This is a genomic window from Burkholderia thailandensis E264 (genome assembly GCF_000012365.1).
Taxonomy (GTDB): domain Bacteria; phylum Pseudomonadota; class Gammaproteobacteria; order Burkholderiales; family Burkholderiaceae; genus Burkholderia; species Burkholderia thailandensis.
Genome location: NC_007650.1, coordinates 2,558,632 through 2,583,771, shown reverse-complemented (window position 1 = coordinate 2,583,771; position 25,140 = coordinate 2,558,632). Strand labels below are relative to the sequence as shown.

The 25,140-nt window shown below is 70.8% G+C and carries 12 protein-coding genes; 1 reads left to right on the top strand and 11 read right to left on the bottom strand.

The features are described from left to right. Positions 1 to 122: 122 nt before the first annotated feature. Both BTH_RS10760 and BTH_RS10755 read right to left on the bottom strand, forming a co-directional pair. The gene (locus BTH_RS10760; protein WP_011401507.1) at positions 123 to 1,364 is read right to left on the bottom strand and encodes a dicarboxylate/amino acid:cation symporter; all 1,242 of its coding nucleotides are present in this window, start codon (positions 1,362 to 1,364) and stop codon (positions 123 to 125) included. Then, a complete protein-coding gene (locus tag BTH_RS10755; RefSeq protein WP_009894062.1) occupies positions 1,348 to 2,007 on the bottom strand; it encodes a GntR family transcriptional regulator in 660 nt (219 codons plus the stop codon). Before BTH_RS10755 ends, BTH_RS10760 begins: the two co-directional genes overlap by 17 nt. A gap of 155 nt (positions 2,008 to 2,162) precedes the next feature. Between BTH_RS10755 and BTH_RS10750 the strand changes: the two genes are divergently transcribed. Then, positions 2,163 to 2,633 (top strand): GNAT family N-acetyltransferase, encoded by a 471-nt coding sequence (locus tag BTH_RS10750; protein ID WP_009894061.1) that lies wholly within the window; start codon positions 2,163 to 2,165, stop codon positions 2,631 to 2,633. A 198-nt stretch (positions 2,634 to 2,831) separates the two neighbouring features. Here the strand turns inward: BTH_RS10750 and BTH_RS10745 are convergent, their stop codons facing one another. The 9 genes from BTH_RS10745 to BTH_RS10705 all read right to left on the bottom strand — a co-directional run bounded on the left by BTH_RS10745 (position 2,832) and on the right by BTH_RS10705 (position 25,139). Next, positions 2,832 to 3,731 (bottom strand): AEC family transporter, encoded by a 900-nt coding sequence (locus BTH_RS10745; RefSeq protein ID WP_009894060.1) that lies wholly within the window; start codon positions 3,729 to 3,731, stop codon positions 2,832 to 2,834. Between the two features lie 387 nt (positions 3,732 to 4,118). Further along, a complete protein-coding gene (locus tag BTH_RS10740) occupies positions 4,119 to 5,987 on the bottom strand; it encodes a fatty acyl-AMP ligase (RefSeq protein WP_009894059.1) in 1,869 nt (622 codons plus the stop codon). Positions 5,988 to 6,003: 16 nt separating this feature from the next. Next, positions 6,004 to 6,903, bottom strand: coding sequence for an ACP S-malonyltransferase (gene fabD / locus BTH_RS10735; protein WP_009894058.1), 900 nt, complete (start codon positions 6,901 to 6,903; stop codon positions 6,004 to 6,006). Continuing rightward, positions 6,904 to 7,335: a hypothetical protein gene (locus BTH_RS10730; RefSeq protein WP_009894057.1), complete on the bottom strand. Its 432-nt coding sequence runs from the start codon at positions 7,333 to 7,335 to the stop codon at positions 6,904 to 6,906. It lies immediately after the preceding gene. Between the two features lie 72 nt (positions 7,336 to 7,407). Further along, on the bottom strand, positions 7,408 to 9,276 hold the full coding sequence (locus BTH_RS10725) for an AMP-binding protein (protein ID WP_009894055.1): 1,869 nt from the start codon (positions 9,274 to 9,276) through the stop codon (positions 7,408 to 7,410). A 29-nt stretch (positions 9,277 to 9,305) separates the two neighbouring features. Beyond that, positions 9,306 to 10,568: a diaminopimelate decarboxylase gene (locus tag BTH_RS10720; RefSeq protein ID WP_009894054.1), complete on the bottom strand. Its 1,263-nt coding sequence runs from the start codon at positions 10,566 to 10,568 to the stop codon at positions 9,306 to 9,308. Further along, positions 10,565 to 11,929 (bottom strand): hypothetical protein, encoded by a 1,365-nt coding sequence (locus BTH_RS10715; protein ID WP_009894053.1) that lies wholly within the window; start codon positions 11,927 to 11,929, stop codon positions 10,565 to 10,567. The genes BTH_RS10720 and BTH_RS10715 overlap by 4 nt, the downstream gene beginning before the upstream one ends. Beyond that, positions 11,926 to 12,987, bottom strand: a complete 1,062-nt coding sequence (locus BTH_RS10710; protein WP_009894052.1) for an NAD(P)-binding domain-containing protein — start codon at positions 12,985 to 12,987, stop codon at positions 11,926 to 11,928. Before BTH_RS10710 ends, BTH_RS10715 begins: the two co-directional genes overlap by 4 nt. Positions 12,988 to 12,992: 5 nt before the next feature. Beyond that, positions 12,993 to 25,139, bottom strand: coding sequence for a thioester reductase domain-containing protein (locus tag BTH_RS10705; protein ID WP_009894051.1), 12,147 nt, complete (start codon positions 25,137 to 25,139; stop codon positions 12,993 to 12,995). Position 25,140 lies beyond the last annotated feature (1 nt).

Genomic DNA, 25,140 nt, shown 5'->3' with positions numbered 1-25,140 from the left:
TCTCGACGGCCGTCGCGCCTTGCGGCGTCGGCCGCTCGCCGTGCCGATCCCGGTTTCGCCTTGCGCGCCGATGCCGCCGGCGCATACGTCAACTGCACGGCAACACCCGGCGCGCGACAGCCTCAAGCGCGCGATGCGTGTGCCGTCGCGGCTTCCGCGATCTCGGGCGCGACGCCGGACATGCGGCTCGCGAGCGTCGTCGCGACGGTGCTCGCGTAGACGTTCAGCGCGGTGCGGCCCATGTCGAAGAACGCGTCGACGCCGAGAATCAGCAGCACCGCATCGGCAGGCAGCCCGATCGCGGCGAGGATCACCGTGATCGCGACGACCGCGCCCGACGGCACGTTCGCCGCGCCGTCGATCGTGATGATCGTCAGGACTGCGATCGTGATCATCAGCGGCCAGCTCCACGCGAGCTGATATGCGTCAGCGAGATAGCAGACCGCGAGCACCGTGTAGAGCACCGCGCCTTCGCGATTGAAAATGTACGACAGCGGCAACACGGTCGACGCGACCGACGACGGCACGCCCATCTCCGTGAGCTTCTTCAGATGCACGGGGAACGTGATTTCGGACGAGCGCGTCGTGAAGCCGAGGATCAGCGGCTCGCTCACCTTGCGCACGACCGCGCGCGGCGAATGGCCGGCGAGCTTGACGATCAGCGTGAGCCATGCGGCAAGGAGCGCCATGCCGAGATATGCGATGCCGAGCAGCTTCGCGAGCGGCGCCATCGCGGCGAGCCCTTTCGACGACAGCAGCACCGCGATCGCAGCAAAGATCGCAATCGGAGACAGCGACACGACCCACTCGGTCATCTTGAAGAACGCAGCGAGCATCGATTCGCAGACAGCGACGAACGGCGCCGCGCGATCCTCGACGGCGGCGAGCGCGCAGCCGAGCAGCACGCCGAACACGAGCACCGGCAGCGAATTGCCGGCCGCGAGCGCGCCGACGATGTTCGACGGAATCATGTCGGTCAGGAACTTCATCCAGTCGATGCCGCTTGCGAGATTCGCCGGCATCGCGGCCGTCTGCGCATGGCTCGCGCCGATGCCGGGCCTGAACAGCCAGTTGAGCGCGAGGCCGAGCGACGCGGCGATCACCGTCATCAGCACGAAGAACACGAGGCTGAACGCGGCCGTCTTGCCGAGCCGGCCGCGCTGCGTGCCCGCGCGGAACGCGCCGAGCGTCACCGACAGCAGGATCAGCGGCAGCACGACCATCTTGATCGCGTGGCCGAACAGCGTCGAAATGAAGGCCAGGTCGCGGCTCGCGGCGGGCGCGAGCAGCCCGAAGGCCACGCCGAGCGCCAGGCCGAGAATCATCTGTAGCGGCAAAGGAATTTTTTTATTGGCCAGTGTCATATTGAGCTCGAATTAATCGGATTCTGTCCGGAGTACCGTCGATCACGTGATTCCACATCCGGCGTCGCGCCGTTTCCGCGTCCCGTGCGTCGATGGCCGCGTAAATCTCCAAATGTTCGAGCGTGCCGCGCCTGACCGTCGCGAAATCGCTTCGCGGCAGTTCGTTCAGCGCGTGCGTTTGAGCGCGCAGCAGCTTGTATGTCGTGAATAGCCGGTCGTTGCGCGCCGCCTTGAATATTTCGTCATGAAAGACCCAGCCGATTTTCTGCTCGGTCATGATGTCGGCGATGTTTTCGTCGACGAGCCTGCGCATCTGCGCATGCGAGCGCGACAGCCCGTCGGTCACGCCGCCGTGCGCCGCGAGGTACGCGGCGGTGCTTTCGAGCGCGAGCCGCAACTCGTAGATTTCGCGCAGATCGTCGCGCGTCGGCTCGTTGACGAAGGTGCCGCTCTTGTCGACGATGTTGACGAGCCCTTCCGACGCGAGCAACTGCAGTGCGCTGCGCACCGGCATCTGCCCGACCCCCAGTTCGTGCGCGAGGCCCCGGTGAGAGATTTTCTGCCCGGGCGACAATCGGCCGTCGAAGATCCGCGAGCGGATCTCGTCATAGGCGCTTCCCGTATCGGACGAGATTTTCTCCATTATCTGTGATCGCAGTTTGTTTGCTTGAATTTAATGACGCGAGCAACATTTATTTAGATTAACCGTATTGGCTAGGGCGAACAACAATTATTTTTTCGCGATCGAAATCTTTCACGGATTTAGAATGAGTCAATCAACTTTTGCGTAAACAGCCGATGCTCGTCGATCAACAGTCGTACTCCATCGTGACCGTTCCGGTTGCGTTCGTGTTGCCGCTCAGGGCCCGAATCCTGCTGGATGGGGACGAGAACGCGAGCCGTTTTCCGTGCGACGACGACGAGATGACGCTTCATCTCGCGGCCCGGACGTCGGAAGGGATCGTCGCCGTCGCGACGATCTGCCGGCAACCGTTTCGCGATTTTCCGGCGGACCGCGCATGGCGGCTGCGCGGCGTGGCCGTCGAGCCGTTCATGCAGGGGCTGGGCGTCGGCACGCGGCTCATGCGCGCGTGCATCGAGCACGCGCAGCGGCAGGGCGGAAAGGTCGTCTGGTGCACCGCGCGCGATTCGGCGCGCGGCTTTTACGAATCGCTCGGCTTCGTCACGTCGGGCGTGCCGCTGACGATCGCCGCGCGCCCCGACATGGTGTTCTACGAAATGCAATGCCTGTTGCCCGACGGCGCGTGACGGTGGCGCGTGCGCCGTCGGCGACGGGCGATCTGGGCGTTCGCGCCGGCCCCGCGACGCGCCTTTCGTTCCGGTTGCGGCGCGCACATGTATGTCGCACGCGGGCGAGATGCGCTCAGGCGCCCGATGCCAAGCGATGCGGCGCGGGGAAATCGTTCGGTTTGCGAAGCAAATGGGATGGTCGTTTCGCGTCGCTCGTCAATACGGCAGCACGCCTCGCCATAGCCATGCGGCGGCGATCGATGCCGGCACGCCCAGCGTCATCAGCGCGCCCGCGAGCGGCGGATCGAGCTTCTTGTCGATCGCGATGAGCCCCGCGATGATCATCGGCGGCATCGTCGCCTGCACGAGCGCGACGGTGAGCGGCACGCCCCGCTGCGAGAACACATAGAGCCCGCACGCGAGCACGATCGCCGGAACGGCGAGCAGCTTGAAGCCGATGCCGACCAGAAAGTTGCGCGCGGCGTCGCGTGCGTGGCGCACGCTGAAGCTCGCGCCCACCGAGATCATCGCGATTGGCGTGAGCGTTGCGCCGAGCGCGGTCAGCACGTCTTCGACGGCGGGCGGAAACGGCACCGGCCGCAGCAGCAGCGCGAGCGCCATCGCCTGAATCGGCCGGTAGCCGGCGAGCTGCCGCGCGACGCCGCGCCAGCTCGTCGCGCTGCCCGCGTACAGATCGGCGGCGACGAGGCCCGCCGTGCACATCACGATGAAGTTCGCCTGGTCGATGACGAGCGCGTGGCCGACCGCGGCGCTTCCGATCAGCGCCTGCACGACCGGCACGCCGACAATCGACGTATTGCTCGTGCCGCAGACGAGCGTGAGGCAGCCGACCGTCGCCTTGTCGAGACGCAGCAGCGCGCCGGCGGCGAGCGCGAGCACGGCCGTCGCCGCGAACACGATCGCGGGCGTCGCGAGCAGCCACAGCATGTCGGCGCCGAACGCGATCTTGTGCAGGTGTTGCAGCACGAGCGCGGGCAACGAAATCTGGATTACGAAGTAATTGAGGCTGGCCGGGAAGTTGGCCGGCAGGCGCTTGCTGCGCGCGAGCGCGGCGCCCGCGACGAGGCAGGCGAGAACGAGAATCAACGAAGCCATCGATCGGCGTTTGAACGAATCGGATGCCGGGCGGCCCGGCGGGCCGCTCGTGCGGGTTGATGTCGAAAATCGGCGCGGGGCCGGCGCGGATGCGACGGGCCGTGTGCGCGTCGCACGCGTTCGCGCGGCGCGCGCCCCGCCGGACTATACCGCGGCCGCGCGTGCGACGCGAGGATGCGGGGGGCGGGCTGCGCGATTCGTCGCGCGAATTTGCGGCGCCGTCGTCCGTGCGAGGCCCGCCCGACGCCGGGAGCGACGGCGCGCGGGCGTCTCACGCGTTTGCGGGCCCGGCGCACCGTGGAGCACACATCGCGCGTCTCGCATCTCGCGCAAGCCGCATCGAACCGCTGCGCGCCGCAATAGGCCGCGCCAAGCCGCCCCGCACGCTCAGGCAACCGCCCGAGCCTGCCCCGACGATTCGCGGCGAGCGCTCCCGCACCGCTCGACCACCGGTGCGAGCCATGCTTGCGCAGCGTCGTGCAGATAGGCGTCCTCGATCGTGAACGCGCCGTCGGCGAGCATCTTCGCGCAGGTCGCGCGCTGGATCTTGCCGCTCGACGTCGTGTGTATCTCGCCCTTCTTCACGCGAATCACGCCGCTCAGCGTCAGTTGGCACGCGTCCCATACTTCGCGGCTGATTTCCGGCGCGAGCGCCGCAAGATCGAACCGGCCGATCGCCTCGAGCACGACGACGACGCCCGCCTGCTCGCCGCGCTCGACCGCGATCGCGGCGAGCCGGTTCGCGCGGATCTGGTCGGACACGTTCAGCACGGCGCCTTCGATGTCCTGCGGATAGTAGTTGACGCCATTCAGGATGATCAGATCCTTGATTCGCCCGGAGACGAACAGATGGCCGTCGTCGTCGATGAAGCCGAGGTCGCCCGTGCGCAGCATGCCGTTCGGAAACGCGCTGGAGCGGTACGCGCGGAACGTCGCGTCGGTCGCGTCCGGCCGGCCGAAATAACCGTGGCACACGCTGTCGCTCGCGATGCAGATCTCGCCGATCGCGCCCGTCGGCTGCGGCTCGCCCGTCGACGGATCGACGATGCAAAACGCTTGATGCGCGTGCTCGAGCGCGCCGACCGACACGGCGTCGATCGATCGGCCGTCGCCTTGCGGCGGCTCGAAGCGTCCGTCCGCGAGCGCCGCGCAGTCCGCGCGCCGGATCACGACGGGCGCGCCGATCTGCTTCGACGTCGCGACGAGCGTGAGCTCCGCGAGCCCGTAGCACGGCGCGAACGCGTCGTGGCGAAAGCCGGTGGACGAGAACGCATCGGCGAATTCGCGCATCGTGCGCGGCCGCACCGGCTCCGCGCCGTTGAACGCCTGCTCCCACGTCGACAGATCGAGCCGCGTGAGGTCCATCCGGCTCGCGCGCCGCCGGCACAGCTCGTAGCCGAAGTTCGGCGCGCCGCTGCAGGTCGCGCCGTAGTCGGACACCGCATGCAGCCAGCGCGCCGGATGCTGAAGAAAATCCTGCGGCGACATGAACACCGCGGGCCGTCCCGCATAGATCGGCTGCAGGATGCCGCCGATCAACCCCATGTCGTGATAATGCGGCAGCCACGACACGATCAGCCAGCGCTCGCGGTCGCTGCCCCAGTGCCGGCGCAGCAGCCGCTCGTTCGCGAGCAGGTTGTCGTGGCCGACCATCACGCCCTTCGGATCGGACGTCGAGCCGGACGTGTACTGGAGGAACGCGATGCTGTCCGGCGCGACGGCGGGCAGCTCGCTCGGGCCGCCGCCGTTGCCGCCGCCGCAGTCGGGAATCGCGCCGACTTCGCGGCACGGCGGCGCGACGACACCCGCCGTGCGCAGCTCGGCGAGCACGGTGTCCATTTCGCCGTCGCCGCAGATCGCGAGCGACGGCGCGCAGTCGCGCGCGATCGAGATCAGCCGGCGGCGTTCCTTCTCCGTGCGCGGCGGCAGCGCCGGCACGGCCATGCGGCCCGCGTACAGGCAGCCGAAGAACGCCTCGATGAAATCGGCGGCCGACGGAAAGATCAGCAGCACGGGGTTTCCCGTGCGGCCGTGCGCGGCAATCTCGCGCGCGATCGCGAGCGCGCGGCGGTGAATGTCGCCGTAGCGCATCACGCGGTCCGGCGTGCGGCCGAAGCCGAGGTAGCCGTAAGCGAACTCGTCGGGCGTCGTGTCGGCGCGAAAGCGCAGTACGTCGGCGAAATTGGCCGCGGGCGCGAGCGGCGGCGGCGCGGTGAGCGAGCGGCAGGCGGCGAGGGCGGATTGGATGGATGACATGTCGGATCGGTCCTCTTCAAAGTTGTGCGGGTTGCGGCGCGACGAGCCGCTCGGACTGCTCGCGCCGGATCGCGTCGACGAGACGCGTGAGAATCCGGCGGCCGGGGCCGAGCTCGATCCATTCGTCGACGCCCGCGCGCAGCATGTGGCGGACGCTGTCGCGCCAGCGCACGGGCTGGTCGAGCTGCTCGACGAGATAGTCGGCGGGCGTGCCGGGCGGCTGATACGGGCGTGCGGTCACGTTCGACACGACAGGCCGTGCGGGCAGCGTGAGCGCGAAGCGTGCGAGAAACGCGTCGAACTCGGATTTGAGCGGCGTCATGCAACGCGAATGGAACGCGCCGCTGACCTTCAGCGGATGAACGGTGACGTCGCCACATGCGTCGAGCATGCGCGCGGCGGCGTCGACCGACGCGGCTGGGCCGGCGATCACGGTCTGCTCGGCGCTGTTGAAGTTCGCGAGATCGACGTCGGCGAGGCCGGCGGCGCGCAGCCGGCGGCCGAGCTCGGCGGAGGCGACGCCGACGACGGCCGCCATCGCGCCGCCGTTCGCCGAGGCGAACAGCTCGCCGCGCCGCTTGACGATCTCGAGCCCGGTGCGGAAGTCGAACGCGCCCGCGGCGAGGAGCGCGCTGTATTCGCCGAGGCTGTGCCCGGCGAACCAGACGCTTGCGTCGTCGTGTGCGCCGTGCGCGTCGCGCCATGCGGCGAGGTGGAGCGCGTTGACGACGAAGATCGCGGGCTGTGCATAGCGGGTGTCGGCGAGCAGGCCGTCCGGATCGTCGACGCAAAGCCGCTCGACAGACAGGCCCATCGCGTCGTCCGCCGCCTCGACGATCTCAGGATACCGTTCGAAGAGACCGTCGCCCATGCCGGCCGCCTGCGCGCCCTGCCCGGGGAAAATCAGTGCTTTCATTCATCCTCCTGCGAACAGGTAGCCGCCGATGCCAAGCGCGACGAGCATCGAGATCGCGACGACACCGCCGAGCTTGTGCTGCAGGCGGTCGATGCGCTCCCACGCCGCGTAGTCGTTTCGCGCCGCATAGCGGGTGCGGCGGATCACGATCCACACGCACACCGCGTTCAGCGCGATCGCGAGCGTGCCGAACGCGACCTTGGTCAGCAACAGCGGCGTCGGCGCGCGGTGCGCGAGCAGGATTGCACCCGTGATCAGCACGATCGTGAACGCCGGGATCTCGACGTACTTGTCGGTGCTCCAGTGCAGCTTCGAGATGAACGCGCGTTGCTCGGGACTCCGATCGATCGCGTGCTCGAAGATGCCCTCGACGATCACGCAGCTCATCCACGCGGCGACGAAAATCAGATGCAGGAACAGCACAAGCTTCATGGCGTCTCCTTCATGTTCGGTCGATGCGGTTGGACAGCGGATGCGATGCGCGGGGTTGCCGCGCACCGCGCGTCATGCGGATTCCCGCTCGCGCAGCGTCGCGAAATGCGCGAGCAGCTTGCGGCGCAGGATCTTGCGCGTCGGGCCCTTCGGCAGCTCGGGCAGATCGTCGAGCTCGTTGAGCAGCACGACGTGGCGCGGGCACTTGTAATGCGCGATGCGGCCCTCGCACAAGCGGCGAACGCCGTCCTTGCCGAGCGTCGACGACGGCCGCAGCTTCACGTACACGCACACGTCCTGGCCGAGAATCGGATCGGGCACGCCGAGCGCCGCGCATTCGATCACGTCGTCGCAGCCGTGCAGCGCGTTCTCGATTTCGGCCGGGTAGATGTTCTCGCCGCCCTTGATGATGAGATCGTCGACGCGCGTCGCGAAGAAAAAGTGGCCTTCGTCGTCGCGATAGCCATAGTCGCCGGTATGCAGCCAGCCGTCGCGAAAGCGCTCGGCGGTGAGTTCGGCGAGCCCGTGGTAGCGCGTCGCGACGTTCTCGCCGCGGATCAGGATTTCGCCCGTCTCGCCCGCGGCCACCTCGCGGCCGTCGGCATCGACGATGCGCAACGCATTGCACGGCAGCGCGACGCCGATCGAGCCGAAGCGTCGGCGCTCGGCGGGATGGCGGTTCATCGTCGCGAACGACGTCGTCTCGGTGAGCCCGAAGCCCTCGAACACCGGCACGCGGTATTCGCTCTCGAAGCGGTTGCGCACTTCGTCGAGCAGCACCTGGCCGCCGCAGACGATGCCGCGCAGCGTGTCGTCGGTGCGCTTCAGGCCGTATTCGAGGAACGCGGACAGGAACGCCGGCATCACGCTCGTCCAGTTCACGCGATATGTGTCGATCAGCTTCCAGAACGACGGCAGCGCCGACTTGCCTTCCAGGATCACCGAGCTGCCGCCCGCGATCAGCGGCGACAGCAGCGTGATCACCTGCCCGTTGTTGTGGAACAGCGGCAGGATGCACATCGTGCGCGTGCCGGGCTCGAACGCGAACCAGCGGACGAGCGCGCGCGCATCCGACAGGAGATTGCGGTGCGACAGCACGACGCCCTTCGGGTGCCCCGTCGTGCCGGACGTGTAGAGAATGCTCGCGTCGTCGCCGGCGGCGAGATCGGGATCGGGGGCGATCGCCGCGCGCTCGCCCGTTGCCGCGAGCGCGGCCAGCGCTTCCAGGCCGAAGCCGGATGCGGCGTCGGCGCTCGCGAGGCGCGCGCCGCCATCGTCGCCGAGCTCGGCGCGCACCGCGTCGCGCAGGTACGTCATGCGCCGGTCGAACACGACGAGCTTCGCGCCGCTGTTGCGGACGATGTACGCGCACTCGGCCGCGGTGAGCGCCGGGTTGATCGGCACCGACACGGCGCCGAGCAGATGCGCGCCGAAGTAGTACGCGAGGAACTCGGGGCCGTTCGGCAGCACGACCGACAGACGGTCGCCGCGCGCGAGTCCGTGCGCGCGCAGCGTATCGGCCGCCGCGCACGCGAGCCCGTGGAACGCGCGATAGGTGTAGCTGAGATCGTCGGCGGGGAAAAACAGGAACGGCTCGTCGGGCAGCGCGTCGGCGCGCGCGCGAAGCAGCGCGCCGATCGTATCGGGCGGCCCGACGGCGGCGTCCGACGCCGCGTCCGGCGTCGAGGACGCGGGCGGCGTGTCGCCGCCCGGTTCGCACCGCCGCTCGATGTACTGCAGCAGCCGCTCGAAACTGTCGAGCCGATAGGCTTCTTCGATATCGATATCGACGCCGAATTCGGCGGCGACCTTGCCGAGCAACTGGACGTGCGCGAGCGACGACCATTCGGCGAGATTCTGCATCGACACGCCGGGGCCGAACGGCGCGCTCGTGAAGATCCGGCTGCCGAGAGCGCTCAATTGTCGTGAAAGCGAGGACACGCTGGGGCTCCTTGTCGTTGAGGTTGGGATCAGTGCGGCGCGGCGTCGAACAGCGCGAGCTCGCGGAACTGCCCGCGCAGGCAGTGGTTCGAGCTCATCGATGACGCGTAGCCGCCCGCGTTCAGCAGCGCGACGAAATCGCCCGGCTCGACGGGCGGCAGGCTCACGTCGTCGCCCCACACGTCGAGCGCTTCGTTGATGTTGCCCGCGAGGCACACCGATTGCGTGGGGCCCGGCCGGCGCACGCACGGCACGGGCTCGCACGGCAGATCGTAGAACGCGGGTTCTATCGCGAGATTGAAGCCGCCGTTCAATCCGACGAAACGGCGGTTGCGCTTGAGCTCGACGTATGCGACGCGCAGCACGAGCATGCCGGCGTCCTTCGCGATGAAGTCGCCTGGCTCGATCGCGAGCGCGAGCGGCCGGCCGCCGAAGCGCGCGTGCACGGCCGCGCGCCAGCGTTCGAGATCGAGCGGGCGGTCGGTCGCGCGATGCGGCAGGCCGAGCCCGCCGCCGAGGTTGATGCCGCGCAGCCCCGGCGCGCGCGCGACGAACGCATCGAGCGCATCGAGCACGCGCTCGAACGAGTCGAGCTGCGCGTCGAGATAGCCGCAGCCCGCGTGGCAATGCAGCCACGTCACGGTGAGGCCGTGCCGCGCGGCGAGCTCGAGCGCCGCGCCGAACTGTTCCGCATAGATGCCGAACTTCGTGATGGTCGCGCCCGCGTAGCTCAGGCGCTCGCTGTCGCCGTAGCCGATGCCGACGCCGGGGTTCACGCGAATGCCGATCTCGCGCCCCGGCGAACGGCTGCCGAGCAGCGCGATCGCGCTCAGCGTGTCGCAGTTCACGTGCACGTCGGGCAGCGCGGCGAGGAGCGCGGCTTCGTCGGGCATCATGCCGTGCGCGGTGTACGAGATGCGCTCCGGCGCGAAGCCGCACGCGAGCGCTTCGCGCAACTCCTCGGGCGAGCACGCGTCGATGCCGAAGATCGGCGAGCGCCGCAGCTCGGACAGCAGCGGGCGGAAGCGATTCGCCTTCATCGCGTAGTAGACGTGAAAGTCGCCGCGTTGCAGGTCGCCCAGCGCGCGTTGCAGGCGCGCGACGTTGTCGACCGCGCGCTGCGGGTCGTACAGGAACACCGGTTCGGCGAACGCGGCCGCGAGTTCGGCGACGCGGCGGCCGCAGAAGTGCAGTGAGTTGTCGCGGTAGTGCAGCCGCTCGCGCGCCCACCAGTCGGCGGGCGGCGCGGCGTGCGCGCGCGTGAGCTTGAGTGCGTCGGGATTCGCGTTCATCGATGGGCGGCCAGGTGAGCGGTTGAGTGGAGGAAGAGCGGCGCGAGATCGAGCGCCTGCGCGGCCGCCGCAAGCGCTTGCGGCGCGTTCGCGCAGGCGAGCACGGCCTCGGCGAGCGCGGCCGGCGCGATGCGTAGCCGCGCGCGCGGGCCGCTTCGGTCGATGACGACGCCCGCTTGCGCGGCGATTGCGTCGACGAAGTCGACAGCCGGCTGGTTGCCGCCGGTGCGCACGTAATCGAGCGCGACGGCCGGCAACGCGGCGCGCTGCGCGGCATGCGCGAGCGCGAGCAGCACGCCGTGCTCGACCTGCTTGCCGAGCACCGTGCAGCTCAGCACGAACTCGGCGAGCACGGGCAGGCCGGCGTCGACGCGCACGAGTGCGAAGCCGCTGCAGCCGTATTGGCCGAAGCGGTCGGCGACGGTCAGCGCGAGTCCCGCCGCGTCGCGCGAAGTCGCGTCGAGCAGATCGGCTTCGAGATACGGGCGAGCGCTCAGATGGAACGTCGCGGCCGTGTGGCTCAGGCGCGCGCTTTTCGCGAGCGCGGTTTCGTCGTCGAAGGGGACGCTCGCGATGCGCAGTTGCAGGCGCTCGAAGAAGCGGGCGAGCGACGGCGCGGGCGGCGATGCGGCGGCGTGCGTGGTCGCCGCATCGGCCGCGCCGGCGGCTTCGGCGCTCGGATGCGCGGCCGCAGCGGCGGCAGCGGCGGCAGTGGCGGCGTGCGGATCGACCTTCGCATGTGCGTCGGCTTCGGCGCGAGCGGGCGAGTTCGCGCTCGCGCCGGCGTGTGCGGCGTCGCCCGCTTCGCCGCGCAAGCGCTCGGCGAGCCATCGCGCGAACGCCGCGAAGCCCTCGATCGTCAGCGGCACGTGGCCGAGCTTGTCCGCGACGGAATCGAACGGCTGCGCGATCGCGCCCGACGCGGTGAAGTCGGCCCAATCGAGCGCGCGCAAGCCGGGCACGTCGAGCAGCGCGCGCTCGAGCCGCCCGCATGCTTCGGCGAGCGCCCCGCCGCGCGCGTCGAGCGCGGGCGACGGCAGCACGACGACGCACGGCGGCGTCGCGCGCCCGGCGGCGAACGAAGCGAGCGCGTCGAGCCACGCATCCGCGCGTTGCGCGAGCAGCGCGGCGAGCGCGTCCGTCGATTGCGCGCGGTCGTGCGCTTCGTGCCGCACGAAGTCGGCGAGCCGCACGAGCAGCAGCGTCGCGTCGCCCGCGTGTTGCGGATCGGGCGCGAGCAGCGCTTGCAGCAACTGGTTGTAGCGCGTGAACGCGACGTCGTCGAAGCCCTGCGCGCGCAGCAGCGGTTCGAGCGGCGATGCGGTGAACGTCGCGCCGACGTAGAGACGCCCGGCGCTCATCGCGCGGCCTCAGGTTCGACGTCGGCGGGTGCTTGCGCCGCCTGATAGAGCCCGCCCGCCGCCTCGGTCGGGAACCGGAACGCCGCGCGCACCTGCGCATGCGCGACGTTGAGCGGCCGTTTCAGCGCCGCGCGGCGCGCGTCGTCGAGCGACGCGTAGTCGTTCGATGCCTGCTCCTTCAGATACGCGGAGAAGTCGCCGCCTTCGATCTGGTCGAGCACGCGCGCGGCGAGCTCGCGCACGGCCGTGGGCAGCGTGCGGCCGCGCCAGCGGTGATAGCCGACCTGGCAGGTGGGCGAGCCTTGCAGCGCGACGACTTCGTCGAGCCCGATGTCCGCGCCGTCGAGCATCATCTTGCCCATCTCGCCCGAGCCGTAGACCTCCAGCAGCGCGGCCTTCGGATTGAAGCCGCGTTCGACGAGCACCTGAAAGCCCGTTTCGACGAGATCGACGAGCGCGGGCGCGAGGAACTGCTCCTGGAACAGATCGAGGAACGTTTCCTGCCGGTAGCCGAGCGCCATCACGCCCGCGCGCGTGAAGCCGACCGCGCGCGCGATCGCGAGCACCCTGTCGCGCGCGCGGCCGGTGTGGTCCGCGACGATGTCGAAGTACGCGGGCGCGCCTTGCCCGGCAAGGTAGTAGCGGCGAATCGGATCGCCATACATGCGCGGCGCGAGCATCGCGAGGTCGCGCCCCGGGAGCGGGCGCACGTCGCCCTGCACGAGCGAGTGCCCGTGCGCGACGCACAGCAGCGCGCCGTCGCGCAGGTTCGGCGCGATGTCGACGTCGAACACCGCGCCGTGCGCTTCGTCCGGAATCAGCAGCAGCACGATGTCCGCGTGCGCGACCGCCTCGGCGATGTTCGTCACGCGATGGCCTTCCGCGCGCGCGAGCTCGAAGTAGCGGTCGTCGATGTTGCCGACGCGCACCGCGACGCCGCTGTCGCGCAGATTCGCGGCGAACGCGCGGCCCTGGATGCCGTAGCCGATCACGGCGACGGTGCGCCCTTCGAGCGGTTGCAGCGAAGCGTGTTCGTCCTGATAGATGAGATCGTTCATGAGTATCACATGTGGGAGTGAAGGGGAGAAGCGCGCTCGCCGCCGTCCGGCTGGGCGGCGAGCGCGCGCAGGTCCGCGTCTTCGTCGAACATGCCGCGCAAATAGCGCTGCAGCAGCGCGTCGTCGAACACGGGCACGACGATGCCGGCTTCCTCGAGCTCGCGGTGCGTCGCCGTGCAGTCGTAGATGAACGTCGTTTCCTCGCGTTCGCGCGCGAGCTTCACGAGCTCCGCGTCGCTCATGTTCATCATCCATTGCACGACGGGCACGATCGATTGCACGTCGCCGCGCCGGTAGCGCACGCGCAGCTCGTCGATCCATGCGCGGTGAGTGAGCATGCGCATCGGCGTGGGCAGATGCGCGTTCATCATCTCGAACACCGTGCGCATCGGCGTGACCTGCATCGTCGACAGATGAAACACGCGGCCGCCTTGCGGATGCTTCGCGCCGAGATGCGCGAGCGCGCGCGCGACGTAGTCGACGGGCGTGATCACGAGGTCGTAGCGAAAATCGTCGAATGCCGCGCCCATCAGGATGCAGCTCTTCAGCAGCCGGTAGTACGCCTGAAGTTCGTCGTAACGGCCGTGCCGCACGTCGCCCGTCACGAGGCCGAGACGGAACACGTTGCACGGCACGCCGCGCGCGGCGGCCAGATGCGTCAACTGTTCGCCGGCCCATTTGCTCGTCGTGTAGCCCTGGTCGGACGGGTGCCGTTCATCGTCGATCGGCGCGGACTCGTCGAATACGTGCGTGCCTGTGCGTTCGCGCATGCTGAACACCGCGAGCGTCGACACGTAGTTGAATGTCTTCGGCCGGCCTTCGGTTGCGATCCGCAGCAGCTCGATCACGCCGCCGACGTTCGCGGCGCGCGCCATCTCGAACGATTCGAGATGGTTCATGCTGGTGCCGTTGTGATAGATCGCGTCGACCTCGGCGACGAGCCGCGCGCGATCGGGCTCGGAGAGGCCGATCCGCGGGCGGCCGAGATCGCCCGGCACCGCGATCACGCGCGCGTCGTCGCCGTCGCGCCACAGCGACCAGCGCTCGAGCGTCGCGCGAATCCGCGCGAGGCCCTGCGCGGCGTCCGGCGCGCGCACGAGGCAGTGGATCGTCGCATCGGTGCGGTCGATCAGCTCGCGCAGCAGGTGGCGGCCGACGAAGCCCGTCGCGCCCGTCAGCAGCAGCGCGCGCGGCGTGCCGGCGACGGGCCCGGGCAGCGGCGCGATATCGTCGGGCAGCACGGCCGCGCTCGCGAGGTCGACGTACTCGGGGCCGTCCGGCGCGTCGCGCATCCGCTCGGCGAGCCGGCGCACGGTCGGCGCCATGAAGATGTCCGCGACCGAAAGCGACGTGCCGAATGCTTCGTTGATCTGATAGACGACGCCGATCGCGAGAATCGAGTGGCCGCCGCAGTCGAAGAAGTTATCGTCGATGCCGAGATCGGCGAGCTTCAGCGCGGCCGCGAAGATCGGCGCGAGCGTCGCCTGCGCTTCGTTGGCCGGCGGCGCGTATGGCGCGCGGCGCGCGCGCGCGCCGTCGGCGGGTGCGGCGAGCAGGTGCTCGGCGTCGTCCCGGATCTGCGCGGCGAGCCGGTTCCATGCGTCGTCTAGCGGCACCGACGCGTGCTGGAACGCGGTGCGCGCGATGTAGCTCGCGAGCGCCGCGTAGTACTCGCTCGTGAACGGCACGTGGCCCGCCGCATCCGCGTGCGGATCGAACACGTCGGCGACCGGATAGATCGCGGCGACGTCGCGCCAGTGCGCGACCGTCACCGACGGCAGATCCGCGAGCGCGGCGGCGAGCGTGCGGTACGGGGCGAGCGACGAGTCGATCGCGGGTTCGCCATCCCGTTCGCCGCCGTGTTCGCCGTGCGCCGCCAGCGACGACGCGTCATCCGGCAGCACCAGCACGAGTACCGGCACGGCGAGCGACGGTGCGGCGCCGGCGAGCGCGTCGGCGAGTTCTTCGGCGTGAAGCGCGATTTGCGCGGCCGCCGCGTCTGCCGCGGTGTCGGTGGTCTCGGCGTTCGCATCGGCTTGGCCGAAGCGCAGCCAGTCGCGCGGCCTGACGAGCACGACGTTCGTGCCGTGCCGATTCGCATGGAATGGCGTCGACGGATCGTAAAGCGTCTGGAACAGCTGCCCGTATGGCGCGAAATTGGGCTCGATCGGCTGACCGGTCGCGACGCCCCAGTAGCGCAGCGTGCCGGCGAGCGGGCGATCGGTGAACGTCGATGCGATTTCGATGCGCAGCGGCGGCATTGCGTCGGCGATCGTCCGTTCGAGCGCGAGCTCGGGCGGCGGCGCGAGGCCCGCGAGCGGCAGCGACGGATGCGCGAGCAGCGTGTGCAGCAGCTCGACGTAGTACGTGGCGATCGCTTCGGCCGTCGAGCGATCGAAGAGGTCGGCGCTGAATTGCAGCACGCCCTCGATCGCGCTGCCCGAGGCGCGCAGCCGCACGAACAGATCGTAATCGAGCCAGCCGGAATCGACTTCGACGGGCTCGACGCCGTCGGGCAGCGCCGGCATCGGGATCACGTTGAACATGATCTGGTAGAGCGGATTCGCGCCGCCGTGGCGTGCGGGATTCAGCGCCTCGACGAGCCGGGGATACGGCACGCCGAGATGATCGAACGCGCCATGCACGGTGCGCCTCACGAGCGTGGCCGCGTCGGCGAAGGTCTCGGCTTCGCCAAGCCGCGTGCGCAGCACGAGCGCGTACGCGAGGCTGCCGATCATGTCGGCCGTGTCGTCGTCGGCGCGGTTCGCGTACGGGCTACCGACGACAATGTCGTCGCGGCCCGACAGCACGCGCAGCGCGACCTTGAACGCGGCGAGCATCACGACGAAGCGCGACAGCCCGTGCGCCTTGCAGTACGCGTCGAGCTGCGCGGTGAGCGCGGACGGGAACGCGAGCGGCACGCTGCGCCCGCGATAGCTCGGCACGGGCGGCCGCGCGCGGTCGCACGGCAGCGGCAGCGGCGGGGGCACGTCGCGCAGGCGCTCGAGCCAGTACGGCAGTTCGCGCTCGACCGTCGCCGGCAATGCATCGCGCTCTGCCGCCGCCCATTGCGCGTATTGCGGCTGCGCACGGTTCGGCGCGCTCGCGCGGCCTGTCAGCGCGGCGCGCGCGAGCACGTCGAGCAGCACGACGACGGACACGGCGTCGCCGACGATGTGATGCAGGTTCAGCAGAATCACGTGGTCGTCGTCGCGCAGTTCGAGCACGGTCAGCCGGCTCGGCTCGCCCTGTTCCAGCGCGAAGCCTTCGCGGCTCGATCCGGTCAGGCATTCGGCGATGCGCGCGGCCTGGTGCTTCGGCAGCAGCGCCGACAGATCGTGATGGCGGATCGCGGCCGCGCGGCGCGGCGCGACTTCCGCGCACGGTTCGCCGCCGCGTACGACGAAGCGGGTGCGCAGCACGTCGTGCGTATCGACGAGCGCCTGATACGCGGCCGCGAGCGCATCGGCATGCCATTCGCCGCGCACGCGCAGCGCGCCCGGCAGGTTGAACGCCGGATTCGCGGGATTCAGGCGGTCGAGGAAAAAGAACTGCCGCTGGTTCGACGACAGCGTGTGCACGCGCGGGCGGGCGTCGCGCGGCGCGAAGGCCGATGCGCGGGGCGCTCGCGGCTCGGCGGGGGGCGCGCCCGCCGCCGGCGTGCCGGCCGCGCTCGGCGGTTCCGCCGGCGGCAGCGCATCGATCGCGCGCGCGCATTCGGCGAGCGTCTTCGCCTCCAGCATCAGGCTGAGCGGAATCTTCACGTCGAGCGACCGTTGCAGCATCCGATGCGCGCGCGCCGCGCGGATCGAATCGCCGCCGAGCGACAGGAACGATTCGTTCATGTCGACATCCGGATAGCCGAGCACCTGCGCGACCGTTCGGCGAACGAGCGCCGCGACGTCGGGCGTCGATACGTTCGGCGCGCCGGCGCTTGCGCCGCGCATCGGCGGCGCGGCGTGGCTGTCCGCGATATCGGCCGGCGCGCGCGCGGGCTCGGTGGCGGGCGTCGCGTCGTCGCGCAGCCAATGGCGCGGGCCGTCGAACGGATAGGTCGGCAGATGCACGCGCCGGCGCGCGTGGCCGCGATGCAGCGCGGGCCAATCGACGCCGAGCCCCTGGCACCAGAGCGCCGCGAGCCTGTCGAGCTTGCCGGCCGCGATGCATTGCTCGACGAGCGACGCGCGCAGCTCGGGATCGGCGTCGAGCTCGGCGAGGCCGTGGCGATCGGCGGCGAGCCGGTGCGCGTGCCAGCCGCGCGATGCGTCGCCTTCGACGAACGCGGCGAGCGCCGCTTGCAGTTCGGCGACGGTCCCCACGACGCAGCCGAAGCGCGAAGCCATCGCATCGCGGCCGATCTGCAGCGTGTACGCGAGATCGTGCAGGCGTTCGTCGTCGATTTCGCCGTCGGCGAGCGCGGCGTGCAATTGCCGCGCGCGGCGGCGCAGTGCGTCGTCGGTCGCGGCGGACAGCACGACGATCGCGGGGCCGGCGCGATCGTCGGGGGCGGCGACGCGCGTGTCGACGAACTCTTCGAGCACGACATGCGCGTTCGCGCCGCCCGCGCCGAACGACGACACGCCCGCGATGCGCGGCCATCCGTCGAGATCCGGTTTCGGCCACGGCGCGAGCGCGCGTTGCAGCACGAACGGCGAGCACGCGAAATCGAGGTCGGGATTCGGTTCGTCCGCATGCAGCGTCGGCACGAGCTCGCGATGCTTCATCTGCAGCAGCACCTTCGTTACGCCCGCGACGCCCGCCGCGCTCTCGCAATGGCCGATGTTCGACTTGACCGAGCCGAGCGCGCAGAAGCCGCGATCGCCGGTTGCTTCGGCGAACGCGCGCGTGAGGCCCGTGAGCTCGATCGGATCGCCGAGCGCGGTGCCGGTGCCGTGCGCCTCGACGTAGCCGACCGCGCGCGCGGGCACGCCGCTTCGCGCGAGCGCCGCGGCGACGACCGCCTGCTGCGCGCGCGGGTTCGGCACCGTGAGGCCGTGCGTCTTGCCGCCCGCGTTGATCATGCTGCCGCGGATGATGCCGTGGATCGCGTCGCCGTCGGCGAGCGCGCGCGACAGCGGCTTGAGCACGAGCACGCCGACGCCCTCGCCGTCGACGAAGCCGTCCGCACCCGCGCCGAACGCGCGGCACGCGTCGCCCGCCGAGAGCATCGTCAGCGACGACAGCCCGACCAGATGCTTCGGACTCTGAATGAGATTGACGCCGCCCGCGAGCGCGCAGTCGCAGGTGCCGCTGCGCAGGCTGTCGAGCGCGAGATGGATCGCGGTCAGCGACGACGAGCACGCGGTGTCGACGGCGAGGCTCGGCCCGTGCAGATCGAGCGCGTGCGACACGCGGTTCGCGATGCTCCAGAACTGCGCGCCCGTCGGGTAGTCGCCGTTCATCACGCCGACGAACACGCCGACCTGGCGGTTCGCGCTGAGCGTCGCCGGCGTGTAGCCGGCGTCTTCGATCGCGGACCACGCTTCCTCGAGGAACAGGCGGCCTTGCGGATCGATGTGCTCCGCGTCGCTCGGCGCGATCCGGAAGAACGCGGCGTCGAAGCGGTCGATCTGCTTCAGGAAGCCGCCCCAGCGGCTGTACGTTCGGCCCGGCGCGCCTTTTTCCGCATCGAAGTGCGTGCGCCAGTCCCATCGCTCGGCGGGCACTTCGGTGATGCAGTGGCGGCCCGCGCGGAGATTCGCCCAGAACTCGCGCAGGTTGTCCGCCTGCGCGTAGCGGCCGGACATGCCGATGACGGCGATGGCGGTGTCGGCGGCGGTTGCGGTTGCGGGCGATGCGGGTGATGCCGGAGGCGTCGCTCGCGTCGCCAGCGCCATCGGCATCGGCGCGTGCGATGTGAGCGGGTTGGAGGCAGCCTGATTCGGGATCGCCGATGCAGATGCGGCCGACGCGGAGGAGGCGGCGGAGGCGGCGACCGCGTCGCCGCCGAGCACGCGCTCGCACGCGGCGCGATGCTCGGCGACGAAGAAATCGGCGAGCGCGCTCAGCGTCGCGTGCTCGAACAGCGTCGCGTTCGACAGCGCGACGCCGAACGTTTCGCGCAGCGTCTTCGTGAGGCCGATCACGAGAATCGAATCGACGCCGTAGCTGCCGAGCGGTTGATCGGGCGCGAGCCTGCCGGCGGGCATCTTCAGCGTCCGCGCGACGAGCTGCGCGAGCCATTGCACGCAGCGCTCGCGCAGCTCGGCGCCGGATGATGCGGCGGCGATCGACGAAGCGGCGCGCGCGGGTGCGGCCGATGCGGCGAACGAGGCCGGCCGGGCGGCGCTTGCCTGCGCATCGGCGTTCGCGTGCGCCGCGTGGCCGGCATCGGCGATCGCCGGCTGAACGATCACGCCGTCGCTGACCGCGACGATCACGCCCTGACCCGCGGCCGCCGCCGCGCCGGCCGAATCGCCGTCGGGCACCGCGAAGCCGGCTTCGCGCAGCGCGCGCATCCAGCCGTCGCGCGACAGCAGCGGGCTGCCGGGCAGCCGGCGCGCGCTGTCGCGATGCCGCCACCAACCGGGCAGCAGGCCGAACGTCGCGTGCGCGAAGCCGTGCGTGCCGAGCAGCTCGTTGACGATCAGATGGCCGCCCGTCTTCAGCAGCGCCTTCGCGTTGCGCAGCGTCACGCTGATGTCCTGCGTCGCGTGCAGCACGTTCGTCGCGATCACGATGTCGTAGCCGCCGGCATCGAGCGCCTGCCCGGCAACCGGCCGCTCGACGTCGAACAGCCGGTAGCGCAGTGTGTCGCGGCCGCGGCCGAACGTTTGCTCGGCGTTCAGCAGGAACGCCTTCGAGATGTCGGTGAAGTCGTAATGGGCAAGCCGCGCGCCGCTCGCGTCGAGCGCCGCGAGGAGCGGCACCGTCGTGCCGCCCGTGCCCGCGCCGATTTCCGCGAGCGCCGCCGGTTGCGCGGACGACGCGCCGCCGACGAGATGCAGCACCGCATCGGCGAGCGCGCGGTTGCAGCGGTCCGCCTGCTCGTTGCGCCGGTAGACGGCTTCGACGCGGCTCAGGTCGCCGTCCGGGAACAGGATCGACGTCGCGGGCACGCTGCCTTGCAGGATCGCGGGCAGCGCGTCGAGCGTCGCGTCGGCGAGCGCGAGGTGCGCGTCGAGCAGCGCCGTTCGATCGAGCTGCGCGCGCGCATGCGCCCATTCGGCGCGCGCCGCGTCCAGCGGCGGCGGCGCTTCGGCGAGGCGGCCCGCGCGGCCGTCCCAGTCGAGGTGGCCGTGTTGCGCGATCAGCGCCAGCGCATGCGCGAGCCAGCGCCGATACGCGGGGGCGATGCGGCCCGAGCGCAGCGCGGCGTCGATGTCGAACGATGCGGGCTCGAACGTGCGCTCGCCCGACGAGCGCTTGCCGCGCGCATCGCTTCCGGTCGCGACGCTGCCGAGCGCGCCGTCGTCCGCTACGTCGCGTTCGCCGAATGCGCGCAGCGCGCCGAGCTCCGCGAACAGCCGGCGTGCGATCGCGCGATCGAGCGCCGCGAGCGCGTCGTTCCATGCCGCGCTCGCGCCCGTTTCGTCGATGCGCGGCGGCGGCTTGCCGGCGAGCGCGCTCGTATGCGGCGCGATGCGCGCGGCGAGCGCGGGCGCGAGCGTGGGCACCGCGGCGCGCGCGGTCGTCTTCAGATAGCCGACCTGATCGACGCGCGCGGCGAGCAGCGCATCGACGACAGCCATCGCCGCCGCCGGCTCGATCGACCCGATGCCGAGCGCGGCCATCCGCTTGCGATACGGCTCGGATGCGACGACCCCCGTTTGCCCCCAGTAGCCCCAGCTCACGACCTTGACCACGCATCGGAGCTGCGTGCGCAACCAGTCGGCGAACGCGTCGCGGAACGTGCAGCCCGCCGCGTAATTGCTCTGGCCCGCCGCGACGAACGCGCTTTGCAGTGACGAGAAGAACAGGATGAAGTCGAGAGAATCGCCGCCGAACACGCGCGCGAGGTTCGCGGTCGTCGCGACCTGCGCGTTCAGCGCCGCGCTGAACTGCGCTTCGTCGAGCTGCGCGAGGCCGCCGTCCTGCAGCACGATCGCCGTGTGCACGACGCCGTCGATCCGGCCGAAACGCGCGAGCACCGCGTCGCGCGCGTCGCGCAGGCTGTCGACGTCGCTCGCGTCGGCGCTCAGGTACGACGGGCGCGGGCCGAACTCGGCCAGCGCGTCGCAGTGCGCATCGATCTGCGCGTCGAGCGGGCGGCGTCCGATCCACACGACTTGCGCGCCGCATGCGCGGATCGCGTGCCCGGTCCACACGCGGCCGAGACCGCCCGCGCCGCCGATCGCGACATAGACGCCGCCCGGCCGGTACGGCGGCGTCGCGGGCGACGGCAACGCGGCGAGCGGCACGAGCCGGCGCGCGAACCATTGGCCGTGCCGGTGCAGCAGCGGATGGCCGCCTTCGGTGTCTTGCGTGCGCCAGTCGGCGGGCAGCGCATCGGCGTCGGACAGATCGATGAGTCGCACGCGCCAGTGCGGGTATTCGTTCGCGAGGGAGCCGCACAGCCCCGCGAGATCCGCATGCGCGGGGAAGGCGGGCGCGTCGCCCGGCATCGTCCACGAGCGGACGGTCAGCACCGTCAGCTCGAAGGCGCGTTCGCCCGCGCCGAGCGCGAGCAGCCGCTTGACAAGACGGAAGCCGTCGAGGCCGGCGCAGCGCGCGAGCGGCGCATGCGCATGCGCCGGCGCGGGCGGCAGCCACACCAGGTGGTCGACATGCGCATTGAGTTCAGCGATGTCGTCGATCAGGCGCGGCGGCGTCGCGAGCGTCGCCGCGAGCGCGGCGCGCTGGGCCGGCGTGCCGCCCAGTATGGCCGGCGCGCCGGCGCGCTGCGGCGGCGTTGCCGCGCTCGGTGCGTTCGCCGTGCACGGCAGCCATTGCGGCGCGAGCAGATGGTCGCCCGGCGTCGCGACGCGCGGCGCTTCGCGCGACGCGCCGCCGCGTCCGGACGCGAGCGCGAGGCCGCGCAGCGACGCGCACGGCACGCCGCGCGCGGTCACGAGATCGATGTCGAACGTGCGGCGGCCGGTCTCGCCCGGCGCCTCGCGAATCCATGCATGGGTGCTGTCCGCGAGCGGTCCCGTGAATTCGATGCGGGCGAGCGACGCGGGCAGCAGGCCGCCTTCCAGACGCCCTGCGTCCGCGAGCTGAAGGCCCGCGATCGCCTGGAATGCGCCGTCGAGCAGCGCGACGATGCGTGCGTCGCCCGTCGTGCGCGCGAGCGCCGATGGATCGAATTCGGCGAACGCTTCGTCGCGGCCTACCGCGATCGCGCGCAGCGGGCGAAAGGTCGGGCCGTAGCCGATGCCGATCGCGGCGAACGCGTCATAGCACGCATCGGCCGCGATCGGCTGCGTGCAGCGCGCGCGGATCGCATCGACGTCGAGCGCGGGCGCGTTCGTCGGCGCGCGCGCGATTCGCGCCGCGTATCCGCGGCCGAGCGGCGCATCGATGGCCGGGGCGACGGCGATCGCGAATCGCGCGGCGTTGCCGATTTCGCGGCGATGCGCGTTGCCGCGGCGGTCTTCGTTGGCGTTGCTGCGTTCTTCACGCGCGAGCGTGACGTGCAGATCGGCCGGCGCGCCGATCGCGATCGGCGCAAGCCATTCGATGTCGCGCAGCGTGATTTGCGTCGCGGCGTTCGCATCGGCGGTATTAGATGAAACGCGCGAGCCGCCGGCGTCGGTCGAATCGATCGCAGCGCCGGCAGGATTCGACCCCTTCGAACCGATCGCGCGGCTCGAACCGTTCGGTTCATTCCGTTCATCCGGCTGACTTGGCTCACCGGCCTCGCTTGCGCGGCTCGAGTCCGCTGCGTTCGCGTCCGCTTCGAACGCGCGCCACGCGATCACGATCTGCGCGGCGGCCGCGAGCACGGGCTCGCCGCCGAGCCGATGGTCGGCGACGAGCGGCGCGTCGGGCGCGACGTGCATCCGGTACGCGCCGTCGCCTTCGGGCGCGAGCGTGAAGCGCGCCGGCGGCACTGCATCGGTTGGCCAGTGCCGCTCGCCTTCGAACGGATAGACGGGCAATCGCAGGCGCGGCGTCGCTTCGTCCCAGGCGACGGGCAGCGGATCGGCCCCGCCCGCGAGCCACGCGGCGTGCGCGTTCGCATGCGGCTGCAGGCGAGCGTCGTCGCGCGCGAGCGATGCGGCGGGGCCGTTCAGCGCGACCGCGAGTTGCGCGCGCAGCGAGTCGAGCGACGCGCAGGTCACGCCGAAGCGGCACGCCATCGGTTCGCGGCCGATCGACAGCGTTTTGGCGAGCGCGGGCAGCCACGCGTCGTCGGCCCGCTCGGCGTCGAGCCAGCACGCGAGCTGCGCGGCGCGCGCCCGCAACGCGGTGTCGGTGCGCGCCGACAACGGGATGAACCACGCGAGCGGGCCGGCGGCATCGGCCGCGCCGGCTTCGGCCTGCTCGTGCGCGATCGGCGGCCGGGGCGCGCTCGGCCGATCATTCGGCCGAGCGTCCGCGGACTGCAGCACGACATGCGCGTTCGATCCGCCGAAGCCGAACGAGCTGACGCCCGCGCGAAGCGGCGTCGGCGTTGCATCGCCCGGCCACGGCACAGGTTCCGTGACGACGTGGTAGCGGCTGCCGTCGAGCTTCAGATACGGATTCAGCTCGCGGCAATGCAGGCTCGGCGGCAGCATTCGCCGGTTCATCGCGAGCACGACCTTGACGACGCCCGCGAGGCCCGCCGCCGCTTCGAGATGTCCGATATTGGTCTTGACCGAGCCGAGGCCGCAGCGCGCCGGCGCGGGCGCATCGGCATGCCCGCGCGCGCGCGCGCATGCGTCGAAGCCCTGGCGCAGCGCCTGCACTTCGATCGGATCGCCCAGCGACGTGCCGGTGCCGTGCGCTTCGATGTACGAAACGGTGGCGGGGTCGACGCCCGCGTCGCGATACGCGGCCTCGATCAGCGCGGCTTGCGCATTGATGTCCGGCGCGGTCAGGAACGCCGCGCGGCCGCCGTGATTGACCGCGCTGCCCTTGATCACCGCGTGCACCGGATGCCCGCCCGCGCGCGCGCGCTCGAGCGGCATCAGCACGAGCGCCGCGATGCCCTCGCCGCGCACGTAGCCGTTCGCCGCCGCGTCGAACGTCTTGCAACGCCCGTCGGGGCTCAGCATGCCGGCCGCGGCGAGCGCGCGGTGCAGCCGCGTCGTCAGCATCACGTTGACGCCGCCGACGATCGCGACGCCGCTTTCGCCGCGCCGCAGCGCGCACACCGCGCGGTGCAGCGCGACGAGCGAACTCGAGCACGCGGTATCGACGGCCTCGCTCGGCCCGTGCGCGCCGAGCAGGTGCGACAGCCGGTTCGGCAGCATCGCGTGCGCGTTGCCGACCGCGAGATGGCCGTCCGCGCCCGGCAGCAGGTCGAGATAGTCGGACGTGCTGACGCCGACGAACACCGCAGTGTCGCTGCCCATCAGGTCGGACGGGCGGACCGCCGCGTCTTCGAGCGCGGCCCACGCGGTCTGCATCAGCAGGCGCTGCTGCGGGTCCATCTGCTCGGCCTCGCGCGGCGAGATGCCGAAGAACGCGGCGTCGAAATACTCGATTCGCGGAATGAAGCCGCCCCAGCGCGAGGCGGACTCGCCGTCGGCCGCGCGCCAGTCCCAGCGCGAGGCCGGCGCTTCGGCGATCAGATCGTCGCCCGCGGCGAGATGCCGCCAGAATGCGTCGAGATCGGCCGATTGCGGGAAGATGCCGGCCATGCCGACGATCGCGATGTCGCCGGCCGATTCGCGTTCGTGGGCGGCGGTTTCGTCGCGCGCGCCGGTGCGCTCGCGACCGCCGTCCGAAGCCGCGCCGGCGCGCGCGAGCGCATCCGATTCATCGCCGGACGCGACGCCATGCTTGCGCGCGACCTCCAGCGGATGCCGCGCGAGCAGGTGCGCGGCGATTCGGCGCGGCGCATGCACGTCGAAGAACAGCGTCGGCGCGAGATCGAGCCCGTAGTATTCGTTCAGGCATCCGGACAATTCGACGTACTGAACCGAATCGAAGCCGAGCGCGTGCAGCGGGCGCTCCGCGGCCGACGCGTCGAACGTGCAGCCGGCGACGTCGCCGGCAAGCGACAGGACGGCCGCCTCGACGGCCGTGGCGAGTTCGCGGGAAGGAGGGGATGCGGTCATG

Excerpts from the sequence above, each read along its gene's own strand:
- BTH_RS10730 (WP_009894057.1), bottom strand. The coding sequence starts at position 7,335 with ATGAAGCTTGTGCTGTTCCTGCATCTGATTTTCGTCGCCGCGTGGATG.
- BTH_RS10745 (WP_009894060.1), bottom strand. The coding sequence starts at position 3,731 with ATGGCTTCGTTGATTCTCGTTCTCGCCTGCCTCGTCGCGGGCGCCGCG.
- BTH_RS10750 (WP_009894061.1), top strand. The coding sequence starts at position 2,163 with ATGCTCGTCGATCAACAGTCGTACTCCATCGTGACCGTTCCGGTTGCG.
- fabD (WP_009894058.1), bottom strand. The coding sequence starts at position 6,903 with ATGAAAGCACTGATTTTCCCCGGGCAGGGCGCGCAGGCGGCCGGCATG.
- BTH_RS10720 (WP_009894054.1), bottom strand. The coding sequence starts at position 10,568 with ATGAACGCGAATCCCGACGCACTCAAGCTCACGCGCGCGCACGCCGCG.
- BTH_RS10740 (WP_009894059.1), bottom strand. The coding sequence starts at position 5,987 with ATGTCATCCATCCAATCCGCCCTCGCCGCCTGCCGCTCGCTCACCGCG.
- BTH_RS10760 (WP_011401507.1), bottom strand. The coding sequence starts at position 1,364 with ATGACACTGGCCAATAAAAAAATTCCTTTGCCGCTACAGATGATTCTC.
- BTH_RS10755 (WP_009894062.1), bottom strand. The coding sequence starts at position 2,007 with ATGGAGAAAATCTCGTCCGATACGGGAAGCGCCTATGACGAGATCCGC.
- BTH_RS10705 (WP_009894051.1), bottom strand. The coding sequence starts at position 25,139 with ATGACCGCATCCCCTCCTTCCCGCGAACTCGCCACGGCCGTCGAGGCG.
- BTH_RS10715 (WP_009894053.1), bottom strand. The coding sequence starts at position 11,929 with ATGAGCGCCGGGCGTCTCTACGTCGGCGCGACGTTCACCGCATCGCCG.
- BTH_RS10710 (WP_009894052.1), bottom strand. The coding sequence starts at position 12,987 with ATGAACGATCTCATCTATCAGGACGAACACGCTTCGCTGCAACCGCTC.